The organism is Shewanella sp. Isolate13 (assembly GCF_022398325.1).
Lineage (GTDB): Bacteria > Pseudomonadota > Gammaproteobacteria > Enterobacterales > Shewanellaceae > Shewanella.
In genome coordinates, this window is record NZ_JAKEVD010000013.1 from 41,064 (window position 1) to 65,648 (window position 24,585).

General features: G+C 49.0%; 18 protein-coding genes. 3 read left to right on the plus strand and 15 right to left on the minus strand.

Annotation, left to right across the window (positions count from 1 at the left end):
* Positions 1-92: 92 nt before the first annotated feature.
* Positions 93-1,130 (minus strand): ACR3 family arsenite efflux transporter, encoded by a 1,038-nt coding sequence (gene arsB, locus L1D44_RS10450; RefSeq protein WP_239890430.1) that lies wholly within the window; start codon positions 1,128-1,130, stop codon positions 93-95.
* Between the two features lie 58 nt (positions 1,131-1,188).
* Positions 1,189-1,533: a metalloregulator ArsR/SmtB family transcription factor gene (locus L1D44_RS10455; RefSeq protein WP_220767129.1), complete on the minus strand. Its 345-nt coding sequence runs from the start codon at positions 1,531-1,533 to the stop codon at positions 1,189-1,191.
* 227 nt (positions 1,534-1,760) lie between these two features.
* Here L1D44_RS10455 and L1D44_RS10460 point away from each other — a divergent pair, with 227 nt between their 5' ends.
* Positions 1,761-3,029, plus strand: coding sequence for an alpha/beta fold hydrolase (locus tag L1D44_RS10460; protein ID WP_239890432.1), 1,269 nt, complete (start codon positions 1,761-1,763; stop codon positions 3,027-3,029).
* Positions 3,030-3,149: 120 nt separating this feature from the next.
* Here the strand turns inward: L1D44_RS10460 and pmbA are convergent, their stop codons facing one another.
* Positions 3,150-4,490, minus strand: a complete 1,341-nt coding sequence (gene pmbA / locus L1D44_RS10465; protein WP_239890434.1) for a metalloprotease PmbA — start codon at positions 4,488-4,490, stop codon at positions 3,150-3,152.
* Positions 4,491-4,696: 206 nt separating this feature from the next.
* Here pmbA and yjgA point away from each other — a divergent pair, with 206 nt between their 5' ends.
* Positions 4,697-5,239, plus strand: a complete 543-nt coding sequence (yjgA, locus tag L1D44_RS10470; RefSeq protein WP_239890435.1) for a ribosome biogenesis factor YjgA — start codon at positions 4,697-4,699, stop codon at positions 5,237-5,239.
* Between the two features lie 171 nt (positions 5,240-5,410).
* Positions 5,411-7,957 carry an Ig-like domain-containing protein gene (locus L1D44_RS10475; RefSeq protein WP_239890437.1) on the plus strand — a complete coding sequence of 849 codons (2,547 nt, stop codon included), beginning with the start codon at positions 5,411-5,413 and terminating at the stop codon, positions 7,955-7,957.
* A 270-nt stretch (positions 7,958-8,227) separates the two neighbouring features.
* Here L1D44_RS10475 and L1D44_RS10480 read toward each other — a convergent pair whose 3' ends face one another.
* The 12 genes from L1D44_RS10480 to L1D44_RS10535 all read right to left on the minus strand — a co-directional run bounded on the left by L1D44_RS10480 (position 8,228) and on the right by L1D44_RS10535 (position 24,417).
* The gene (locus tag L1D44_RS10480) at positions 8,228-9,364 is read right to left on the minus strand and encodes an ABC transporter permease (RefSeq protein WP_239890439.1); all 1,137 of its coding nucleotides are present in this window, start codon (positions 9,362-9,364) and stop codon (positions 8,228-8,230) included.
* Between the two features lies 1 nt (position 9,365).
* Positions 9,366-10,529, minus strand: a complete 1,164-nt coding sequence (locus L1D44_RS10485) for an ABC transporter permease (protein WP_239890441.1) — start codon at positions 10,527-10,529, stop codon at positions 9,366-9,368.
* Between the two features lie 30 nt (positions 10,530-10,559).
* Positions 10,560-11,531 (minus strand): efflux RND transporter periplasmic adaptor subunit, encoded by a 972-nt coding sequence (locus L1D44_RS10490; RefSeq protein WP_220767060.1) that lies wholly within the window; start codon positions 11,529-11,531, stop codon positions 10,560-10,562.
* Positions 11,521-12,912 carry a TolC family protein gene (locus L1D44_RS10495; protein ID WP_239890443.1) on the minus strand — a complete coding sequence of 464 codons (1,392 nt, stop codon included), beginning with the start codon at positions 12,910-12,912 and terminating at the stop codon, positions 11,521-11,523. The genes L1D44_RS10490 and L1D44_RS10495 overlap by 11 nt, the downstream gene beginning before the upstream one ends.
* 119 nt (positions 12,913-13,031) lie before the next feature.
* Positions 13,032-14,480 (minus strand): metalloprotease TldD, encoded by a 1,449-nt coding sequence (gene tldD, locus L1D44_RS10500; RefSeq protein ID WP_239890445.1) that lies wholly within the window; start codon positions 14,478-14,480, stop codon positions 13,032-13,034.
* 87 nt (positions 14,481-14,567) lie between these two features.
* On the minus strand, positions 14,568-15,398 hold the full coding sequence (locus L1D44_RS10505) for a carbon-nitrogen hydrolase family protein (protein WP_239890447.1): 831 nt from the start codon (positions 15,396-15,398) through the stop codon (positions 14,568-14,570).
* The gene (locus L1D44_RS10510) at positions 15,322-19,599 is read right to left on the minus strand and encodes a YhdP family protein (protein WP_239890449.1); all 4,278 of its coding nucleotides are present in this window, start codon (positions 19,597-19,599) and stop codon (positions 15,322-15,324) included. The genes L1D44_RS10505 and L1D44_RS10510 overlap by 77 nt, the downstream gene beginning before the upstream one ends.
* Positions 19,599-21,107, minus strand: a complete 1,509-nt coding sequence (gene rng / locus L1D44_RS10515; protein ID WP_239890450.1) for a ribonuclease G — start codon at positions 21,105-21,107, stop codon at positions 19,599-19,601. Before rng ends, L1D44_RS10510 begins: the two co-directional genes overlap by 1 nt.
* Before the next feature lie 159 nt (positions 21,108-21,266).
* Complete coding sequence (locus L1D44_RS10520) at positions 21,267-21,863, minus strand: Maf family protein (RefSeq protein ID WP_239890451.1); 597 nt, start codon at positions 21,861-21,863, stop codon at positions 21,267-21,269.
* A gap of 90 nt (positions 21,864-21,953) precedes the next feature.
* A complete protein-coding gene (gene mreD / locus L1D44_RS10525; RefSeq protein WP_220767053.1) occupies positions 21,954-22,442 on the minus strand; it encodes a rod shape-determining protein MreD in 489 nt (162 codons plus the stop codon).
* A complete protein-coding gene (gene mreC / locus L1D44_RS10530) occupies positions 22,439-23,326 on the minus strand; it encodes a rod shape-determining protein MreC (protein WP_239890453.1) in 888 nt (295 codons plus the stop codon). Before mreC ends, mreD begins: the two co-directional genes overlap by 4 nt.
* Positions 23,327-23,367: 41 nt before the next feature.
* Positions 23,368-24,417, minus strand: coding sequence for a rod shape-determining protein (locus tag L1D44_RS10535; protein WP_220767051.1), 1,050 nt, complete (start codon positions 24,415-24,417; stop codon positions 23,368-23,370).
* Positions 24,418-24,585 lie beyond the last annotated feature (168 nt).

Sequence of the window (24,585 nt, forward strand, 5' to 3'; positions counted from 1 at the left end):
CTTTTAAGGGTGTAAGTAAACTCTTTAATTGAACATGCCAGCCGGTACTATTACTTGAATCTATTGCTAGCACAGATAACTCTGTTTCTCGATTAACTCGCTGCCGTAGCCTCATCCGCAAACAGATGGCGACTACGATTAGCTATCGCCACCAGCGACAACATCACAGGCACCTCCACCAGCACGCCAACGACAGTAGCAAGTGCTGCGCCTGAGTGTAGACCAAACAATGAAATAGCTACAGCGACCGCCAGCTCGAAGAAGTTTGATGTGGCAATCATGCAAGCCGGGGCGGCAATCTTATGGGTTAGCTTCATCCGCTTAGCGATAAAGAAGGCGATAAAGAAGATGCCATAGGTTTGAATCAATAATGGAATGGCAATGAGCGCAATATTCTGTGGCTGGGCGATAATGGTCTCAGCCTGAAAACCGAATAACAATACAACCGTAGCCAGCAGTCCCAACATAGACCAAGGCTTTAGCTTAGCCACAAACCCATTGAGTTGCGTTTCATCACCATTTTTCTGCAACAGATGCCTTGTTATCACACCAGCAACAAGAGGCAACACCACATAGAGCACCACAGAAGATAACAGGGTTGCCCAAGGCACTTGAATGTCGCTCACCCCAAGCAGAAAGGCAGTAATTGGGGCAAAGGCCACCACCATGATCAAATCATTCACCGACACTTGCACCAAGGTGTAGTTAGGGTCGCCCTTAGTCAGCTGACTCCAGACAAACACCATGGCCGTACAAGGCGCAACCCCCAACAAGATCATGCCAGCAATATATTCGTTTGCGGTTTGTGGATCGACCAAATCGACAAAGAACACCCTAAAAAACAACCAACCTAAGGCTGCCATGGTAAAAGGCTTCACCAGCCAGTTGATGACTAAGGTTAGCATCAGGCCTTTCGGGCTTTTGCCCACATCTTTAATGGCCGAGAAATCAATCTGGATCATCATCGGATAGATCATTACCCAGATCAGTACCGCGATAACCAAGTTCACATGGGCATACTCAAGCCCTGCAACTATGGCAAAGGTCTCCGGAGATAAATTACCTAGAAAAACACCCGCAAGGATAGCTAGACCCACCCACACACTTAAATAGCGCTCAAAAATACCCATAATGTTTGACCTAATTAGAGTAAAAACAGCAAAAACCTTTGCTCAATAAAATCGACAACTAACAGCAATTCTTAGCTCTTTCCGGGCGATCACCCATCTGCAATAGCTTAGCTAAGTTACTGTCGATTAAGCCTGCCTGCTCGGTAGCTAAGGTATGTAAAATATCATTCGCCCAGGAGGGAAGCTCTGGGTTGATACGATAAAAAACCCACTGTCCTTGGCGCCTATCGACCAACAGGCCAAGCTTTCGTAACTGTGCCAAGTGGCGAGAGATCTTAGGTTGGCTCTCATCGAGCGCGGTCATCAATTCGCAAACACACAGTTCTGATTCAGACTGGATCAGCAGCAAGCTGCGCAGTCGGGTGTCATCGGCCAGCGCCTTAAAAAAGGTTAAAGGTGTCATCATCATCTCTCGATAAACTCTAATATGCGCCCGACAATTTCCATGAAACAGGTGCATATGAAAAACAACATATATGAAAAATAATATATATGGATTTCCATATGTTCAAGCAATAATTGAACTATTAAGATGAAAAAGGTGAAATATTAAACATAGAGTAAAATTGCTGCTAAGTTATCTATATGATTTAGATGACATTCGCATTAAGCGCCAAGGGATCAGCCAGCATGCAGGGATTAAAAATAATTTTCGCGGTGACCATGATTATGCTCGTCACTGGCTGCGCTAACTTTCGCCACCTGGCCAAAGAGGTCGATATGCTCGATAGTATCTATGTCGAATATCGGGTGATTATCGAGTCACAACATGAAACCGAGTCTTTCGTATTCATTCAGCTACAAGAGCCCAGCGCCGACACCATCGATGGCTATGAAGTCGTGATTGGTAATCAACCAATTACCGTGACCGGCGATAACATGAGCCAATACCTGTTCACCTTTAATGACGCCAACAACGATCTCCGCTTTCAAGTCGGCGAGGCATTTTCCATCATTGCGCTACCCGAAGAGACAGATAAGCCACTACAACTTCAGCTCAGCAATACCCAAGACAACTACCCGCAAGCCTTAGTCGATCGCCCCTTAATCAATCTGCTTAACGTCAAATTTAGTCCCGCTAAAATAGGTGAAATGGCCACTCTAGCTGCGACGCAATTTGATAGAGAAAGTGCTGAATTAGGTATGTGGCAACCTGTCACCCACCTCAAACAAGGCAACAGCGGCGTGTTCTTTCTCGATGATTTCGATAAGAGTAAGATACCAGTGCTTTTTATTCATGGTATGAATGGCACGGCACGAGATTTCGAGCCGCTCATCGCTAAGGTAGACAGGCAAAAATACCAGATTTGGGTCATGAATTATCCCAGTGGTTTACCCTTAGAGCTGTTAGCCAATGGCCTTAATAGCCTGATTAAGATCATCGATTATCGTTATGACGTTAAAACCTTACACTTGGTGGCCCATAGCATGGGAGGACTCGTCACCCAAGGGTATTTAGATCTGTGCCGTAACCAACTAGGTTGTGATGATATCGCCAGCTTCACCTCGATATCATCGCCCTTTGGCGGCGTCGAATCGGCGCAAAGCGGGCTAGATTACGCCCCGGTGGTAATGCCTGCTTGGCGTGATCTCGCACCAAACAGTAAGTTTATTGCCACGCTGTTTACTGACAGATTTTCAGGCCATGAAGATGACTTCAGCCGACCGCCACATCAACTTATTTTCGGTTATAGAGTCAGTGGCATCATCAACAAAAAGAGCAGCGATGGAGTGATAAGCCTAGAGAGTCAGCTAAGAGATCGCGCCCAGCAGCGGGCCGATCGAATATACGGGTTAAATGAAGATCACGTCAGTATTCTTGCTAATAACAGCCTCGCCGAGGCGCTACATGCGTTTTGGCAAATTAGCGAACAAGCTCATAAGGCGAATAATCAATAATTCGGATCTAATCCGCAACGAGATCTTGCTGGTGTTAGCCAAGATACAATAAAAAAGGCTTCCCTTGGGAAGCCTTCTACTGCTCAAAAGCGGCTAAGTTAACCTTAGATTCAAGCGTTCCTAGTTACCCGCGATCTTCATCTTATCCATTAAGATCCCGCCTGTGCGGATCGATGAACGTAGATCTCTGTCTTTCGCAACCCCGACGATATTCTTATACATATCTTTTAGGTTACCCGCGATAGTGATCTCTTCGACTGGGTACATAATTACGCCATTTTCAACGTAGAAGCCAGCCGCGCCGCGAGAGTAATCACCGGTTACCGTATTCACGCCCTGCCCCATCACTTCGGTGACTATCAGGCCAGTGCCCATCTCTTTCACCAGCTGGTCGAAGGTTTGCCCGGTAGTGGATAGGGTCCAGTTATAGATCCCGCCAGCATGGCCAGTATTGGTCAAGCCCAGCTTACGCGCCGAATAACTGGTTAATAGATACGTCGCAAGACGGCCATTATCGATAATATCTCTGGCCTTAGTGGCAACGCCTTCACTGTCGTATGCAGAACTTGCCAGCGCGCCTTTTAATAACGGATCTTCATGAATGCTAAACCAGTCGGGGAAGACTTGGGTGTCGATGGCATCGAGCAGGAAACTCGACTTACGATATAGGCTACCGCCGCTAATCGCACCGACTAGGTGACCTACCAGGCCAGTGGCGATCTCTGGTGAAAACAGTACAGGGAGCTGAGTCGTAGCAATTTTACGTCCGCCTAATCGACCCGCGGTTTTTTCTGCCGCTCTCTTACCAATCAGCTCAGGATCAAGCATATCGCTAAATTTACGTGCAACCGTGTAATCGTAATCACGTTGCATACCACCGTCTTGTTCACCAATGGCGACACAGCTCAAGCTGTAACGTGAGCTACAAAACCCATTGAGGAAGCCATGGCTGTTACCGTATACCTTAACGCTAGAGTGGGCGTTGGCACTGGCACCGTCAGAAGTTTGCACTCGCTTATCGGTATCTAGTGCGGCCTCTTCAGCCAAAACCGCTAAATGGGTTAACTCTTGAGGCGAGATCTCTTGTGGGTGATACAGGTCAAGATCCGGGAACTCTGTCGCCATCAAAGACTTTTCAGCCAAACCATTATAAGGATCGGCAGAGGTGAAGCGCGCAATATCATCGGCCGCTTTTACCGCTTGTTGAATCGCTGCCTTACTCAAGTCAGAAGTGGATGAACTCCCCTTGCAGCCATCCCTAAAAACCGTAATGCCTAGTGCACCATCTTTATTAAACTCAACAGTTTCGACCTCTTTCATTCGCGTCGAAACAGACAGTCCCTGCTGCTTACTAATCGCAACTTCTGCACCAGAGGTGCCTAATGTTTTTGCATATTCCAGTGCCATAGAAACGGCATCTTTCAAGGAATCCAATTCAATATCAATGCTAGGTGAAGACACAGCTCTACTCTTTATTTATCGGCAATGGCGATAGCATAACAAACCCAAATGCCAATCACATTAAATAATCCCGTCATAACAGCCACAATCGTGGTGAAATCGCTAAACATATCGCCTCTTTAGCCTAGGCTAGAATTAAAATAGGAAAGGAAATAAGCGAGTATAGATGTTATTATTAGCTCAGAATTTGTAAGAGATTTTTAGATATGAAGATTGTCGGTGACTCAGAACACTTCCACCAGCCCTATGACCAAGATGATAACTACGAAAGTAGAGCGGACGTTAAACGCGAGATCGCTATCTATCAGGAATATGGTAAAAAGTTAGTCGCACTAAGTAAAAGCCAAGTGCAAAAGCTAGCACTCGATGAAACGCTTTACGATAACATCTTGAAAGCCAAAACAATCAAGATCAATACCGAAGCATATCGTCGCCATATCCAATATATTGGCAAGTTAATGCGTTATGTCGATCTCGAAGAGTTAGAAGTCGCATTAAAGAATGTATTAAACCAAAACAGTAACGAGAGTGCTAAGACTAACGTCGCTGATAAGACTCGCGATCAACTGCTAGCCGAAGGTGATACGGCAGTTCAGGCGCTAATCGAACAACACCCTGAGTTCGATCGTCAGAAACTACGCCAGTTTATTCGTCAGACTAAAAAAGAGCTAACGAAGAACCCAGATATCGCCGTGTCTAAGACAGCGAAAGAATTTGCTAAATATTTACGTAACGAGATCAAAGATTAATCGTTACATATGTAGACATCATCACTATATAGCTACACAATAGCTCCCTTAGTATTAACCATACTTAGGGAGCTTTTTTATGGGTCTATTTCTTAGGCTTTTACTGAAGGTCCCAGCTTATACCGAACGGTATTATCTCAGTAAAAATTTGTAGCACTAAGGAATATGCAAATGCGCCTGCCCTCAAAACTGGCTACCCTCCCCCTATCTTTATTCTGTCTTTCTCTACTCGGTGGCTGTAACGGCGCATCGGATGACAATAGCGATACCGACAACGGCGGTAGTTACAGCCTCTCATTAAGCTATAAAACCGTCGAAAATGGCGTTTGTGCCGAGCCAACAGACTCGCTCAGCTTTGCAGCCAATAGCAGTTTTTGCGCCGTCGCCCATTTAAAGCAAGGCAATAGCGACCGCAGCGGCCAACTGATCTCATTCTCCACAAGTTTTGGCCAGCTTTCAGTCTCGACTAAGCTCACCAACTCAAACGGTAAAGCCGAGGTGATAGTGAGTAATGCTTCCGCAACCGAAGGAGCAGGGACCTTAAGCGCCAGCTTCACCGAAGGCGATAACAGTGCTGATGCTAGCCGAAACTTTGAATTCACTTCGGCAACGTCGCCATCGGAACCTAAATTCACTTTAAATAGCGCCATCATCAACGGCACTACCGTCGTAACTCAGTTTAAAGCTGATGAAACCGTACAGTTACAAGCCCAGTTTTTAGATGAACAGGGCCAAGGCGTAGCGGGTAAGATGGCCAGCTTTACTGCTGGTAGCGCCAACCTCAATCCAGCTTCAGCTCTCACTAAAGAAAATGGTATTGCTCAGGTCAGCTACACCCCGAGTGAAAACGAGCTTGGCGCGGCTAACTTATCTGTCATCTTAGAAGATGACGGCAAGACTTATCAGAGTTCAGGCCTCTATGAAGTGCTAGCAAAAGACGCCGTTAGTGACGAGGGAATTATCGTTATCGGTAACTTCTCAGCAGACGGCAACACTTTTACAGAGAATGAATTGGCAACCACACTGCCTTTAGAGGCTGGTAAATATATTGTCAGCGCAGGCGGCACATTTGGCGTAACTGCCGACTTGGCCACTAAAAATGATGACGGTAGCTATACACGACTACAAACGCCAACCAGCGTTAACTTCAGCTCTAGCTGTGTTTCAAGCAGTGATGCCAGCATCGACTCCCCCGTTACCACCTTATCAGGTACGTCGAGCTCAACCTTCCAAAACACCAGCTGTAGCGGCAACAGTGAGCGTGATGATCAGATCATCGCATCGGTTGTTGCGGGTAACCAAACTCTGTCGGCAGCACTCGACTTTTCACTGGCGAGCCAAACCTTGGCGAACCTGAGTTTTGTCTCTGCCGAGCCGACATCGATTCGCATTAAAGGCGCTGGCGGCACAGGTTCTAGTGAGTCATCGCTGATCACCTTTAAGGTATCGGATGCCAATGGTCAGGCTATCGCTCAGCAAGCGGTAGACTTCTCACTGGACACCAGTGTTGGCGGCATTAGCTTCGCTAATGGTGAGACGACTACTAGCAACACCAGTAACTCGGCGGGTCTTGTCAGCGCTACGGTACTATCAGGCACCATGCCAACCCCAGTGCGCGTCGTTGCAACCGCAGCGGCTAATGATGAGTCGGTTACCACTCAATCCGAGCAACTCACCATTAATACCGGTTTGCCCCAGCAGTTAGGCTTTAGCCTATCTAGCAGCTTGTTTAATCCAGAGGCCGCAAACCACAATGGCGAAAAAGTAACGATTACCGCTTATGCCTCGGATAGCTTTGGTAACCCGGCCCCCGATGACACTACGATTAACTTTACCGCCGAAGGCGGTCAAATTGAACCAAGCTGCGTCACGATTAACGGCAACTGTAGCGTAGTGTGGACCTCTGCCGATCCCCGTGTACCGGATCATCGCATCACAGTGTTAGCGTATGCCCTCGGTCATGAGACCTTCTTCGATACTAACGGTAATAATATTTTTGATGATGCCGATGCAGATAACTCAACTAATGAAGGTTGGGTTAACAACGCATGCTTAACACCAAAAGGCGCCCCAACTAAATGCACTGGTAATGGTATGGATATTGAGACCTATCATGCAAAAGGCTATAGCGATCTCGGTGATGCATTCCGGGATGATGATGAATCAGGTACACACACACCAGGCGAGCCATACTTCAATACAGCCTCTAATCCAACGTACTCTGTTGCAGATGGGCTATTTAACGGCCCTCAATGTGCAGGCAGCAAATGTGGCAAAATTGAAGAGCAAGCTAACAAGACCTATATCCGTAAGGCTCTAGTCATGACGATGTCAGGCTCGACTGCTCGCTTTGAGATTCATCAAGATGGCGCAGTTATCTACACAGACGGCCAACAAGGAGGCATTACACCAAATGCGATCCCAGCGGGAACCTCATCGGTATTCCATGTGCGTTTCTTCGATAGTGCCAACCAGATCATGCCAGCAGGGACCACGCTAACGACAACCGCCACTAAAGGTGAGCTAGACGCCGATAGCTATGAAGTACAAAACCTTACGCGCGAAGGCGGCAGTTACACCAGTTTTGTATTAACTAACGATATCGATCCTAGCAGTGTTGGCGAGCCCGCTAAGAGTAGCTCGGTTTCACTCAAGGTTGAGACACCAAAAGCGGTGAAGTCAGGCATATCATTCATCGTTGAGCTTAGCGGAACCTAAAGCTACGGCTTCAGGTAACAAACAAAAGGCCCGCGGTAACTTAGGTTACAGCGGGCCTTTTATTTATCATGAGTTCATCTGATTCTATCGCCTAATTGCAATTCAATTCGATGAATCTTACAGTCCGATGACGACCAACTTGGTATTGAGAGAGCAAGTATCTGCAGCATGGATGAGTTCACGGCGTCTTGCGGAGTCAATATCAAGATGAGCCGTTAATAAATGCGATGCTTAAAATCAGAATTAGCATCGCACTATAACTGACATCCATTATGCTGCGGGCTTGAGCCGCCTTGTCACGCCCCAATACGCCAAGCCTGAGTAAACCACCACCATGGCCCATAATTGCAACCACTGGGGCATAATGCTCTGCCACGGCGCGCCCATCTGATTTAGCTCTAGCATGGCCATAATGGCCGGAACCGCTGGCACAATTTGCGAGATGGCGACTACGGGCTCAGGGATCAATGCCGTTGGCCACACGAAGCCTGAGACAAACAGAATAGGCATTGAGATTAGCAGCAGTACTTGAGTCGGTAGGTCTCGGCGGCTAAACAAGCTACTAAAGGCGATGCCTGCGGCACTGGTAGCCAGTAAAAATGGCAACATCAGTAGCCAAACCTGAGCGAGTGTTGCCTGTAGGCTAACGTCATACCAATAGTAGCAATAACCCACGTAATAGCTGCTAAGTAATCCGTAGATCAACATAAAGGCAGCCATGCGACCACAGATCAACTTAAACGGACTCACCTGCAGCCAATAGCCCTGCTTTCTCCATTGGCTTGCCCCCAAAATTCCGGTGCCGATGAGCAGCGTTTGGTGCAAGATCAGCAGAAAGAGTCCCGGCACCACATAGGGCGTATAACCTAAGCTTGGATTAAACGCAGGAATACTATTGAGTTTGACCACATTCAGGCTCTGATTAACTGCCGTCGCGTTTTCGCCCTTAGCCAATAATCCTAAACGCTGAACATCTTTACCTATATCTAAGCCTGCAGAAACAAGGCCTTCGACAACAGCTGAATAGATCAAGAAGTAACTGGCATCGCCGCCATAGCTTAGGGTCACACCTTTACCGAGTAATAGATCGCGTCTAAAGTTCATCGGGATCACCAGTAAGCCATGAGCCCGTCCGGTTTCAATCCAGCGCTTAGCCTCATCGATAGAGCCTAGCTGAGCTATGACCTCAATTTTAGGACTGGCATTCGCATCGCGGATAAGCTGGCGGCTGAGTGATGAGTGGTCATGATCGATCACCACCACCTGCTGCTCGGTGGGCACCTGATTCAGGTATGGCAATGGATAAAGAATCGAGTAAAACAGCACGCCACCGAACACTGTGATGACGATAGTCTTATCCGCCAGTACCGCTTTTATCTCAGCCCAAATGAGTTGTAAAAGGCTCATGTTATTGCTCCTTTGCCAACGTGCTAAGCTCGCTCTCTTCAGTCTCTGGCAAGCCTTTTTTAGCCAACAGAGCAATTGGAATGAACAGCAATAGGAATCCCCAATAACCACTCATTTGTGACAAACTAGCCAGTAAGCCTTGGCCATAACTGACCACCGCAATATGGGTTTCGATATAGTGACTGGTTGGCATGATGACACGCCACCACTGCGCGGCGATAGGCATCTCATGCACGGGGAAGGTCACCCCCATAAAAGCAAAGGCCGGAGCAAACATCGCGGTGCAAAAGCTAATCACTCTCGCGCTATCTTTGAGGGCGAAGAAGATGGTCAGCACTATCAACCAAACCGCAAGTAACATCACGGTTTGGGCAATCAATAACACGGCGATACTACCCGCTATGGGTAGCTCAAGAAACAGATAGATAAGCGCTAGAATAAAGCTGCCATGGAGTAATACTAGCGGCGTATAGAACAGCACCTTGGCCGCAATCACCTTCCATAAACCCAGCTCATACCACTGCTTGGTGGTGTTCCAGCGCAGCTCTCGATTAAGACTGTTGGCAAATACCATCATGGCCAACAACTGCAGCAGCGCGATCAGAACTGGTGGGACTAAGAATCCCACATAGTTAGTATTACGGTTGAACAGCGCCGTGGTTTGGCTACTAACAGGGCTTAAGTTAACTGCGAGCCGCTCTGCAGGCACTCCGGCAGCGAGCAGTTTCAGCTCACCGAGCGGTTTGAGTCCATCGGCCATCGTTGCTAGTAGCTGGCTAGATAACAACTTACCCACCAGCAGGAATTGGCTGTTATAGCGGATATCAATAATCGGCGTTTTTGAGGTGAGCAGATCGCGATTAAGCCCATATGGCAATACCAGCAAGGCATAAACTTCTCCCTGCTTCATTGCCACTTCTGCACTCGAGAGTTCACTATAACTGACGGGCTTAGTCACAGGATTGGCTTGTAACTGCCGTGCTAAAGAGCGGCTTACTTGGCTGTTATCCAAGTCGACCACAGCAACCGGGAGTTGCCTTGGTAAACCCGCACTAAACAGCAGCCACAAGCCGATAATGCTCAGTAGCGGGATATAGCTTATCAACGCCAACTGCCATGGATCATCTTGCAGGGCGGTAAACTCTCGTTTGAGCACCTTTATCAAAGCCTTGACCTCTTAGTTGTGCGACCCACCTTAAAGGGTGAATAGCACCGACATACCGACTCTTAGATCGGCGATAGTCTCATTCGGACGTAGCTCGACCTCGAAGGTGCGCATATCGAAGTCATGACCGCTCTCTGTCGCTCGCCACGTGGCAAAGTCACCCATGACGCTAATATGACTCACGGTGAACTCCACTTCTCGATCTAGAGCTGGGATCTTGAGCTTAAGCAGATCACCTTGCTTAAATTTCTTCAGTTGATCTTCGCGCACCTGGAACACCGCCCAAGCATCACTCATATCGATTAAGCTCACCACAGGGAAACCACTAGGAGCCAACTCGCCCGCTTGCAGCAATACCTCACTGATCTCACCAGTTTTAGGTGAGCGCATCTGACTATCGGCGAGGATTGCAGAAACCTCGTTTACCGCGCCTTCGGCCATGCGTGCGTTACCCGCTGCCGCAGCCTTAGTCTCAACACGGGCACCTTCATCTGTCATCTGGTACATGGCCAGCGCGGCTTGCTCGGTATACTTGGCCGCCTGCCACTGAGTAAAGGCTTCATCGCGCTTCTGTCTGGCTAGCACACCCTCGTTAAACAGCACTTCGACGCGATCGAAGGTGGTACGGGCTAACTTTGCTGCCGCTTGTGCCTTAAGCCACTGTTCTTTTGAAGCCGCAACCTGCTGCTTACGCGCGCCGTTATCCGCTTCCTGTTGCATCGCTAGTGCGGCATCACGTCCGCCTTCTGCCTGCATCAACTTGGCTTTTAGCTCAGGGCTATAGATGGCATACAGTAGGTCGCCCTCGCTAACCTTGTCACCACGCCTAACCAATACCTCTTCGACTCGACCCGGCACCTTAGAGGAGACGTTATATTCACGGGCCTCAATCTGCCCCTGTAGCAGCTGCGGCTTTGGTGTGTAAGCAAGGATTAACCCATATACCAGCGCACCAATTAATACGATTAATGCCACTGCGGCCAAGATACGGTTAGTGCGCATTAGGTTCCCCTTGCTTAATACTTCTACCAATAAATTCATCTAATTGACCACTGATGGCCATCAATCTTGCATAGGCTTGTACATAACGATATTGCGCGCCTAACTGTTGCGTCTCAACCGCGTTAAGCTTGAGCTCCGCATCCACCTTTTCAATTGAGGTCGATAACCCCTGCTTAAAGGCGATATCCCTAAGACGTTTATTCTCTTCAGCTAGGCTCATGGAGGTATTTAACGACACCACCTCCTCTTGCGCCTGTAGCAACTGGCGATAGCTCTGGTCGAGCAATAAGTTCAAATCCTGTTGCGTCTGCGCTTTGGTGTATCTCGCCTGTAGCAGGGCACTCTTAGCGGCTTCAACCTTGCCGCTGCGTCCGTCTCGGCTCAGTAATGGAACCTTGACGCCCACCCCTAACATCCAATCTGGCTCTATCTGCGCAAACAGGCTGTCGTCTTCATAGAGGGTGTAATTACCGTAGAGGAAAACCGTCGGTAGATAACTGCCTTTCTCCACATCCACTAAGCCCTGAGCCTGAGCCTCTTTCGCCGCCAGTAATTTAAGTGCCGGATGTTGATTAATTGTCAGTTGAGTCAACTGCGGCAGCGAGGGAGCCTTATTCAGCATAAACAGCGGAGAGGTAGTATCGACCTGCTGTTCATGCAACATTCTCGACAGGGCGATCATCGCCATCTCAGACTGACGCTTGGCGCTGCCATAACTCACGCGGGCATTTTCCAGTGCAACCTGAGCATTGAGGCGCTCGACTCGAGCGATCTGTCCTTGCTGTTCAAGTTTCTCGGCGTGAGATGCATGCTGAGTGAGTGAATCGACGAGTTCCGCTTGGGTTTGCGCTAAGGCCTCGGTCACCGCAACCGCATAATAACGGTCCACAAGCTGCACAAACAGCTCACGCATGGTCAACTTGAGTTGTTGCTCTTTCTCGGCCACTTCGGCCTCATGGATCCCTTGAGCGGCAGTAATTTTACCACCTGTGTAGATGGGCCACATGGCTTGCAAACTTGAACGGAAAATATCTTGCTCGGTAAAAGGTGTGACGAACAGAGATCCCGGAATACCAGCTAATGCGCCGCCAAGAGCGGGAGGCAAGGTGGCGGGATCGAGAGAGGCTAGAGGGTTAAGATCGCGCAGATCTAATTCGATCGGCTTTTCTAGACGAGTGTAGCTGCCTGTGAGATTGATCGAGGGAAGATTCATATCTTCACCCGCCTCTCGCTCAGCTTCGGCTCGTTTCACCTCTTGAGCCCCAGCTTGCAGCTTATCGCTGACCTTAATCAGCTGTTGCCAAGCCTCATCGAAGGCCATTGTCTTAGCCTGAGCGGTTAAAGGTAACAGTAGCAACAGCGCACACAGCGAACGTTTCATCAACACCTCTAGAGTGATTACTCTAATTAATTGGTAGATACTAGCATTGCTAAATATTGCTCGCTAGGATCTAGCTATAAAATCTACAACTAAACCCTAGGCTTTATAAAACTCTAGCTCTATGCGGTGCCACCGACGGTCAATTTATCTAGCTTCAGCGTAGGCTGGCCGACACCGACGGGAACGCTTTGACCGTCTTTACCACATACGCCCACGCCCTTATCTAGGGCTAAATCATTACCCACCATAGAGATCTGGCTCATCGACTCAGGACCATTGCCAATCAGGGTTGCGCCCTTGATCGCCTGAGTGATCTCACCATTTTCAATCAAGTAGGCTTCAGAAGCCGAGAACACAAACTTACCCGAAGTAATATCCACCTGACCACCACCAAAGTTAGGCGCATAAACCCCTTTCTTAACCGACTTGATGATCTCGGCAGGATCGGACTCACCCGCTTCCATATAAGTGTTAGTCATACGTGGCATAGGTAGGTGAGCATAAGACTCACGACGGCCGTTGCCTGTAAACTGCTCACCCATCAAGCGTGCGTTGAGCTTATCTTGCATATAGCCTTTTAAGATGCCGTTCTCGATCAATACTGTCTTCTGAGTCGCTACGCCTTCATCATCGATAGTCAATGAACCACGGCGATTAGCAATGGTGCCATCATCGACCACAGTCACAAGCTTTGAAGCCACCTGCTGACCCACTTTGCCGCTAAATGCACTGCTGCCCTTGCGGTTAAAGTCACCCTCAAGACCATGGCCAACCGCTTCATGCAGGAGGACACCCGGCCAGCCCGCACCGAGTACCACAGGCATTTCACCTGCCGGCGCATCGATCGCATGTAGGTTCACTTGAGCTTGGCGCACCGCCTCACGGGCAAAGCCGAAGCAGTACGGTAGGCCATCTTTATCTTCATCCAATAACACGCTGTAATCATGACGGCCACCGCCACCTGACGCACCGCGCTCACGCTTGCCATCCTCTTCCAAAATCACGCTGCAGTTAAAGCGCACTAACGGACGGATATCCGCAGCGAGTGTGCCATCGCTTGCCGCGACTAAAATCTCTTCATGTACACCTGACAGGCTAACCACAACCTGAATAATGCGGCTATCTAAGCTACGAATATAGGCATCGGCCTGCTTAAGTAGCTCAATCTTTTTCACCTCTTCCATCGCGGCAATAGGATCTGAGCTAATGTAAAGCGCCTTGCTCTGCTGCTGTTTCCAGGCATTAACTTGCCCTTCACCACCGGCTGTAGCGATACCACGTGCAGCGGTGGCCGCAGCCTCAAGTGCTGCAGGGGTAATTTCATCGGCATAGGCAAAACCTGTCTTCTCGCCGGTAATGGCTCGTACGCCCACACCGCGTTCGATATGGAAGCTACCATCTTTAACTATGCCATCTTCCAATACCCAAGACTCATGACGGCTACCTTGAAAATATAGATCTGAGAAGTCAATTTGATGTTCATGGATCCGCTTCAAATAGCTTTGCAGATCATCGATTGCTAGCCCATCTTGTAATAAGCTCTGTCCAACTTGGGTTAAAAGTGACATCTATTCTCTCTTAATATTAATTCAATAAAGTACTGCGGCAACTCGAACACTCTCGATGAGAATCTCAGTTTACCCTGAATTTCTAGCCTATTTTAGCCTTGGTGATACAAATCGATTATGGGTCATCACTGGCATTTTAGCGCGGATCCTTTGCAGGCTTTGCAGATCCACTTCGGCTTGTAGCCAACCCGTCTGTTGTTGCTTCTGTGCAATAACCTCTCCCCACGGACTGACTATCATACTTTGCCCCCAGGTCTCTCGGCTACCCTGATTATGTTGTCCCCACTGGGCAGCGCCTAAAATGAAGCACTGGGTTTCGATAGCCCTTGCCTGCAATAACACCTGCCAGTGCGCCTCGCCAGTCACCTTAGTAAATGCGGCTGGCACGGCGATCAATTCGGCACCCGCCTCGCGCAGCGCCCTGAAAAGATCCGGGAAGCGAATGTCATAGCAGATCGCCAGTCCCAACTTACCCATCGGGGTATCGACCACGACTATCTGCTTACCAGGGCAAAAGGCATCGCTCTCTCGATACTGCTTGGTGCCATCGGTCACCTCGACATCGAATAGGTGTAGCTTATCGTACTGGCCTAATACGCTACCATCGGTATCGAATACATAACAGCGATTATAGACACGGCCATCTTCGGCCAAAATAGGAATGCTCCCCGCCACCATCACAACTCGATAGTGTTTAGCGAGCTCGGCTAGTGCTTGTTTGAGCGGGCTTTGCTCCGCATCGGTGGCATATTGCAGTTGTTGGCTTTCATGCCCGCCAAAGAGCAGACAACATTCCGGCAGCACCACCAGCTGTGGCTCATCCGCTTGACGGGAGAGCTGGCTAAGCTGCGATTCGATAAACGCTAGGTTGTCCGAAACGCTGCGGCTGCTTTGACATTGCAGTAGGCTGACTTGCATCTAACTCTCCCTCTTTTCTCTCATCTAGCTGTGGCCTTGATGATGACTCAACTTGGGCTTCAGCTGGCTCACTCTGCTTAGCTTGCTCACTTGGTTTACCCTCTATCAGGGTTAGCCTCGCAGGCTCCTTGCTACTATCGACAAAATCAGTATTTGGTGGAGTGGCAACCTTTAGCTCCACTGCTGATGCTTGCACACCTTCTGCTGTTTCTGCCTTAGAGTTAATCTTATTCTTAGGATCTGCCTGAATACTCACGTCGGTGGTAGTTTGCCCTATGACTTGTGGCCCCATTGGCTCCTGTTGTGTTTCAGGTTCCGTGACCTTCTTCGGTAGCACAGATTCAGGGATCTCAATCTCTTTACTCTTACGCTCTAGCTCTTCAAGCTTCGGCTCTGACATGGTGCCTGTTAGCCTAAAGCGGATCTCAGAGATCACCTCAATCACAGGCTCGAGCACCTTAGTCAGTGCAAATGCCCCCAAGCCGAAGGTCCAACCGCCAGTGCTGAGCAATACAACCGTGGGTACGCTAGAGGCCAACTGCGGCACGAAGCGAATATCGTAATTCAAGCTCTCGGTGGTTAGGTCGGTATAGCCACGAACGCGCATATCGCCAGCAACGGCTTTCATCTCGGTATCGGTGGTTTTCACCACGCCATTATCAAGCTTTAACGTGCCGTAAAAAGAGTCAAAGTAGAGGCCTTTGCCGAAGACATCGGAAAAGTCCAATGACAGTTTTCTTAATAGCGAGTCCAAACTAAAGAGTGAGAAGATCCGTGCGCCCTTGTCACTGACTTCTGACAGGTGGCCTTTACCCAATTGAAAACTGACATCGCCATTGAGTGTCTCTAACGAGAACGCATAGGGCGCGCCAATCCAAGATATCTCGGCCTTTACTTCGGTCGGTGCATTCTTCAGCCCTGGATCGATACCTAGCTGCTCGGATAAGTAATCAAACTTATCGGCGTCTAACGAGAGCTTAAATGAGGTTAAGTTCTTGCCTTCACTCATGTCCCAAGCGCCAGTACCTTTCAACTCTACATTAGGTGTCGTCATAGATACCGTCTGGATCTGATATGACTCCCCTTTTGGAGTCCCCTGCAGCACTAAGTGACCTAATGAGCGCCCATAGAGTGAGAAATCATCCACATCTATCGCCAATGGCGGCAGGTTAGCCATGATGGTATCTGACTTATAATGAGCATTCTCTTCACTGCGCATCTCGGGGGCCATATGGAATTTACTCGCCACCACTTTTAATCCCTGATCGACCCAATTGGGATAGAAGTCGATGCGTCCATCAAACTGCTGGGATGTGACATCGAAGCGCCAAGCATGCTCGGTAGGCGCAGCAGCAAAATGCATTTCTTCTAGCGGCTGTCCCATAAAATCTAGCTTATTAAACTTGGCGTCAATAGATACCAAGGGCGGGAAAAGCGACTTTTGCTCTAACTGAGTCTCATCGGCTGGTAGCACTGCAGCATCACTTTGACTGACAAAGCTTTGAATAATCGGCAGCCAAGGCGAAAACTCGGTGTTATCAAGCTCGATCTGCAGGTGGCCTTGGTGCTTACGTAACTGATCTCCAGGCTTAAATAAGCGCCCTAAGAGTAGATCGAAGTGAGCAAGTGAATTCCCCGAGTTGGCATCGAAGCCGCCCCAAAATTCCAGCTGCTTATCCAGCTTAACCCCTAATGAGGCCTGCTTGTTATCGCCGATCAGCTCTGCGACTAAATGCTTAGCCTCATCCTGTTTCTTGCCTAATGGCGCCGGCAGCTTAAGCTCTGCCCCCACAAGATCGGTTTCCACTCGCGCCTGAACCTGATAGCCCAGTGGATCGAAGATCAGCATCAGTTCGCCATTCCAATCGACTTGGCCTGAATAATAATCACTGAGAGGGTTATGTAATTCCTCGGGCAGATCAGCAAGCTGCCACTGACCGTTAAGGGTGACATCGACGCCATAGTTTTGATTCATGCTTTCGGTATTAAAGCTAAACTGCAGCGGCTGCTCATACATTAAGGCGTTAAGATTTGTCCCGGTGACGACATCATTGATAAACTGCACTTGGCCAGTGAGCTTTTCTAGCTGGATCCCCGGTTCGGTGATGTACACAGGCGTATCATTAAAGTTAACCGTACCTTTAATCACCTCTGACTCACCATCATAAAGCGGGATCGATAAATCGATCTGACCTGTGATATCGCCAGCAATTTGCACCACATCGAGGGTGGCTCCCACAGAGTCCACCAACGGTGACTTTTGGATCACCTCATTGGCGGCTTCCGCTGTAGTAGCGAGATCGGCTTTAACACTCAGCAAGCTCTTTTCACCTAAGGCTGGAATACCAATATAGGCGCCATCGGCTTTGACATCGAGCAGCTGACCTCGGTTAACCCAAAGATCCATGGCAGCGTTTTCAAATAGCGCCGATAGGTTGAGCTCATCAACGGCGGGCCAAGTGTCCTGAAACTCAAACGTGGCATCGGACAGGGTAAAGCCAGCCTGGAAAATACCGTCATGCAGGGCGTAAGGATAATCCGTAAATGCCCCATGCCATACCACGACCGCATCATCAGTCTTGCCAGCCTTGAGCGCCTCGGTAAGATAACTGACCAAGGAACTACTCATGCCTTTAAGCGGAAAATAGCTGTGAACATGGGCAACATCATTGATATCGACATTGGCCAGTAGTGCCATATGTACCGCATCGCTAAACTCTAAACGTAGACCCGCATCAATGTCTAAATCTGCGTTGCTAAAATGCACCTTAGGTAACGTCAGCGCTAAGTCTGAAAAATTAAAGTCACCTGCAAACCCATCGCCTTGCAACGTAATTGGCGCGGCGAAGCCGCCATTAAAATCGACTGTATACTGCTGTGCTGGCAGTGCAAAATACAGAGACTCATCATCGAGTTCCAGCTTAGCATCTATGGGCTTTACGCCCGGAACAGCGCCACTCGCCTGCCAACCGACCTGCTGTAGGTTAAGTGCGACTTTAGGCTGTTTGAGCAGGCTATCCCAATGGGCTCGTAGCTGGGTAAGCTTGCCGGCCGGCTTAAGAGACTGCCAGTTATTCAGCGCATCGAGTTCCACATCAGGAATAAGAGGCAATAGCGGCAGCAACATGCTCAGCTCAAGCTGGTTAAGGCTGGCATCGACCCCTTGCTCGTTTTGTCTGGCATAAAGCTCAGCCGTCGGCCAAGGGTGGCCATTGGTTGAGAAGTTAAGATCGTGACTGGCTAAGCTCCAGCCCTGCTCGTTGGGATGCCAAGTCATAGCCCCCGACTCGATGGTAAACTGCTGTGGCTCATCATTGAGGAACCACTCTAGCCAGCTCGGTTGAAACTCAACGGTAACACCATCAATGCTTCGGTTTGAAAAGCCAGCCCATGCCTGCAGGTTAACCACCCCTTCTAGTGGTAATCTCTTGCTGGTATCGAAGGGGTTAGGCTGCCTCGACGCCCACTCACCAATATCGAGGGAGCGCGCGGCTAAGTAAAACTGTCCAACCAGTGACTCGGGGCGATTACCATTTCCGTTAACGTCGACGCTGAGTGCCAGTTGCTCAACTTCAGAAGCCTCGGCATCGAGGAATAACTTGCCCTCGCCTCGGTGGCGATTATCGATATTGCGCCATTTCATATCTTTAATGAAGATGGGGCGATAGTCATGCTCTCGGCTCAACAGCTGAAACCTAGCATCTGTGATTGAGAAGCGCTCAAGCTGCTCTAGCAGCAATTTATAAAGCCAGTCAGTTTGCAGCTTGGCATCTGCGTTTCGCGGCGTCATCGCCTTTAACTGGTCGAGATCTAAAGCTACGTTTACGCCATCGAAGATGACATCTTCAATTTGCGGTGTCGCGGTGATCAGCGTCTGCCAAAAATCCAGCTTCACATGCACTCGATTAAATAGCAGAGTGACTGGCAGGTTTTCCTGTGCCGGTAAGACAAAATTTTTGACCGTCAAGGCTGGACCATAGGCTTGCCATTCTGCGGCAAGCTGGCCAACTTCAACTTCGACCTGGTACTCGGCTTTGACGAAAGCGACAAGTTCCATGCGCACTTGATCAAGCTGGGGCAGCAGCCCGCGAAACAGGCTGACCATCAAGGCGAAGAGCACTAGCACCATAGCTAGGAACTGCCCGCAAGCACGAGTGAAATTAAAGGTACGCTTTTTTGGCGAACAAGTTTCTGGTGGCACTACATTATCACCACGTCGAATTTGTTCTGTGCATACATAGGTTCATTCTGTAGCCGTACTCGCTTACCTATATAGACTTCAAGTTCGCCCAATAGGTGACTCTCGTCCCCTTTAAGGCTTTGATAGACAGCTGGCGAGCAGTACAGCAAAAACTCATCGGCATCGTAACCACGATTGAGACGAATAATCTCGCGGAAGATCTCGTAGGAAACCGTTTCTACGGTTTTTAGATTGCCTGTGCCTAAGCAAACAGGACACTCGCCGCAAAGCACATGCTCAAGACTCTCACGAGTGCGTTTACGGGTCATCTCCACTAAGCCTAAGCCTGAGAAACCGCTAATATTGGTCTTGACTCTATCTTTCGAAAGCGCACTTTCTAGACTGGCTAGCACTCGCTTCTTATGCTCGGCGTTTAGCATATCGATAAAATCGATAATGATGATCCCACCTAAATTACGCAGGCGTAACTGACGAGCAATCGCGTGAGTCGCTTCGAGGTTGATATTGAAAATCGTTTCTTCTAGATTACGATGCCCTACAAAGGCGCCGGTATTGATATCGACCGTGGTCATCGCCTCGGTCTGATCGATGATCAGATAGCCACCGGATTTTAGCTCAACCTTACGCCCAAGCGCGCGCTGCACCTCATTCTCGACATCATAGAGATCGAAAATCGGCACGGGACCGGTGTAATGCTCGAGCTTATCGGCAATCTCCGGCATAAACTCTTGGGCAAACTGCTGCAGCTCTTCGTAAGTCTGGTTAGAGTCAACCTGAATCTGATCCAGCTCGGTACCCACAAAGTCGCGTACGATACGCACAGGTAAGGCAAGATCTTGATACAGTAGAGAGACACCGCGACGCTTACGACGTTCGCTGACTTTGGCCCAGACTCGTCTTAAAAATCCGGCGTCCTGCACTAACTCATCTTCACCAGCACTCTCTGCAGCGGTGCGAATAATAAACCCACCGTCATCGTCGACAAAGGGTTGAGTGATCTTCTTGAGCCGTGCGCGAACCTCCTCAGACTCGATACGCTGCGAAACACCAACATGGCTAGAGCCAGGCATGAATACTAAATAACGCGAAGGAAGGGTAATATCTGTAGTTAAGCGTGCGCCCTTGGTACCCAATGGATCTTTAACCACCTGCACCATGATGTCTTGCCCCTGCCTCACTAGCTCGGCAATATCGCGCACCACAAAGTTGCCTTTCTCAACATCGGCGACACACTCGGTATGGGGCACGATATCCGAGGCGTGTAAAAATGCGGCCTTATCTAAACCAATATCGACAAAGGCGGCCTGCATACCGGGCAGTACACGGCTCACTTTGCCCTTATAAATGTTGCCCACCAAACCACGCTTCATGCGTCGTTCGATATGAACCTCTTGCAGAACACCGTGCTCCACTAATGCTACTCGAGCTTCTGTAGGTGTTACATTGATTAAGAGTTCAGAGCCTATCTTTCTCTGTCCTCGGTTTTGCGCGATTCGACTTCTACTCACAACTCACCCCACTCAGGGAAATAGCTTAATTTAAAAAGGATTTGGCGTAGCTTGTGATCTGGCAATATTGGGCAAAGAGCCAATACTGCCAGTTAGAGTCTGCGATGAACGATAGTCTATAGCTTGGCAATTAAAGCCTGTTTTTACTGATTTTTATGGCTATAAAACTTGCATCTCACACAACAACGCACGGGTTTCTACCAAAGGTAACCCAACTACCGCGGAATAACTGCCCTCGATAGCTTCAACAAAATTTCCACCCAGCCCTTGGATCCCGTAGGCTCCGGCTTTATCCATCGGCTCACCCGTCGCGATATAACTAAGTATATCGGCTTGAGTTAACTCGCAAAATTGTACCTTAGTGGTCACTAGACGGCTGACGGTTTTAATGCCATCGGTTAGCGCAACAGCGGTCATCACTCGATGCGACTGACCCGAGAGACTCGCCAAGATCGCCGCCGCATCGGCTTCATCTTTAGGCTTACCTAAAATCGTCTCACCCTGTACCACTATGGTGTCTGACCCCAACACCACTGCTTGTTTGTCTGTACCAAACAAGGCAAGACCTGCCAGGGCTTTCTCTTGCGCTAAACGCAGCACAAATGTGTCAGCAGACTCACCGTGCTTATGGCTCTCATCGATATCGGCCGCTAATATTTCAAACTCGAATGGCACATCTGCTTTAGTATTTAAAAAAGCTAACTGGCTTAACAACTCTTTACGACGAGGCGAGCCCGAAGCAAGTACTAACTTCATACACAGTACCTTTCTATGATTCTAACTAGGCTAACGCGGTCGAAAATGACACTCACTAGTGTCAGCCAAGGAAAGCAAATAAATAGTGGACTATCGAACCTTATACAGACGTCTTACTCGGCGTAAGACCCAAAAGATCCATGGCCACATCACTAGACTCGAAAATGCTGGATAGAACAAACTAACATCGAACACAGCACTACCAGTTACAAACTGCACCCAAAATACCACTAGGTTATAGAGCGCGACCAACATAGCCACCAATAGCGCCTGCTGCCACATTGGGAAGTTACGTAACCGCTGAAAATGCAGTACCACCACATACACAACCACCGACATCGCGAATGCGCGAATGCCTAAGGTTGCCCCAAGCAGAATATCGAGCATCACCCCGAGTACCCAAGCGGTCAAAATATTGTAGCGATGAGGCAATGCCATCGCCCAATAGATAATGACGAGCAGCAACCAACTTGGACGCCAAGCCTCTACCATATCTGGCAGCGGCATAATTTGGAACAACATTGCCACCAATAGGCTTAGCCAAACGACCCATCGGCCATTTGCCACATGTAAACTCATTGTGCGACCTCCTGACTCGCCTTCAGGGCTTCTTCAACCCCCTTTGGAGGGGTAAGATCTTTGCCGTCAGACTCAATATCAGGCCATAGTAATAACAGGTAACGAATTCTATCTAGTGCGGCTAACGGCTGAGCGACCACTGTGGCGTAGCTCTGTCCGTCATCTTTTTCGACACTCATAACACGGGCCACGGGATAGCCTTCAGGAAAGCGCTTACCTAGACCCGAAGAAACCAATAGATCGCCAACACGCACATCGGTACTCTTGGCGACATGTCTCATCTCTAGCTCATCAAGCACACCTGTTCCGACTGCCATTAGGCGCACATCGTTACGGGTGATCCTAACAGGAATGCCATGGGAAGCATCCGATAACAATAATACTCGGCTGGTTAGCTCGCTGACCTGCACCACCTGACCGACGACACCTTGGGCGTCGACCACAGGTTGGCCAACAAATACACCGCTACGTGCACCGTGGTTTAGTACCACATATTGATGAAAAGGATCGCTCGCCACTTCCATCACCTCAGCAACCACCTTCTTAGCGTCCATATGCACTGGAGAACCGAGTAGGCTACGTAAGCGATCGTTCTCTTGGCGCAGATGTTCAAAACGCTGTAAACGTTCGCTCATCAGAAGTTGATGACGCAATAACTCTTTATTTTGCTTAGCCAACATGTTGCGCGTCGCTAAGCTTTCGGCGGAGAGATCGAGCAGAGCGCCGGGAATGTTTGCCACATATTGCAATGGGCTTAACAGTGAGGAGAGAGAGTTACGCACAGGCTCTAGCCTGTCGTTAGCGACAAGCAGAATCACTGACATAATCACTGCCAGCATGAGTCTAAATTGATTGGAAATACCGCGAACAAAAATAGGCTTCATAACAAACTAGGGCGGTTAAACACCGCCCTTTTTAACCGTGGTTAGTTTTCTTCAGAGAACAGGTCGCCGCCGTGCATATCGATCATCTCTAAAGCTCTACCACCACCGCGTGCCACACAAGTCAATGGATCATCTGCGATCATCACAGGAATGCCAGTCTCTTGCATTAGTAGACGGTCAAGATCACGGATCAAGGCGCCACCACCAGTCAACACCATGCCGCGCTCAGAGATATCTGACGCCAACTCTGGAGGAGACTGCTCTAGTGCCACCATAACCGCACTGACGATGCCAGATAGTGGCTCTTGCAATGCTTCTAAAATTTCGTTGCTGTTCAGGGTAAAACTACGTGGTACACCTTCCGCAAGATTACGACCGCGTACTTCAATTTCTAATACTTCATCGCCAGGATATGCAGTACCGATTGTGTGCTTGATACGCTCGGCTGTCGCTTCACCAATCAAGCTACCGTAGTTACGACGCACATAGTTGATGATCGCGTCATCAAACTTGTCACCACCGATGCGAACAGACGATGAATAAACCACACCGTTTAGCGAGATAATCGCAACTTCTGTAGTACCACCACCGATATCGACAACCATAGAACCCGTTGCTTCAGAAACGGGTAGACCTGCACCGATTGCCGCCGCCATAGGCTCTTCAATCAAATAAACTTCACGAGCACCTGCGCCCATGGCTGATTCACGGATCGCACGGCGTTCAACTTGTGTTGCGCCAACAGGCACACATACTAATACGCGAGGGCTTGGGCGGAATACGCTGTTGTTATGAACTTGCTTGATGAAATGCTGTAGCATTTTTTCAGTGACATAAAAGTCGGCAATAACGCCATCTTTCATTGGACGAATGGCTTGAATGTTCCCAGGAGTACGACCTAGCATCTGCTTTGCTTCAGTACCGACGGCCGCAACCGACTTTTGACCTGAACCCGTGCGCTCACCACGGATAGCAACCACCGAAGGTTCGTTTAGCACAATGCCTTCTTCACGGACGTAAATTAGCGTATTTGCTGTACCCAAATCGATCGAAAGATCATTAGAAAAAATGCCGCGTAGCTTCTTGAACATGTAACCAGCCTGTCTCTGTGGAGTCATAGAAAAAAGAAATCAGGTAACTTTATCACGCTTCTTAAAATCCACAAGACCGAAGAGGTTAACAATTGCTAATGAAACCCTGTTTTTTGCGATATACAGCCCAAAGAGCGAGTCAATAACTTGTCTCCCCCCTTGTTACTG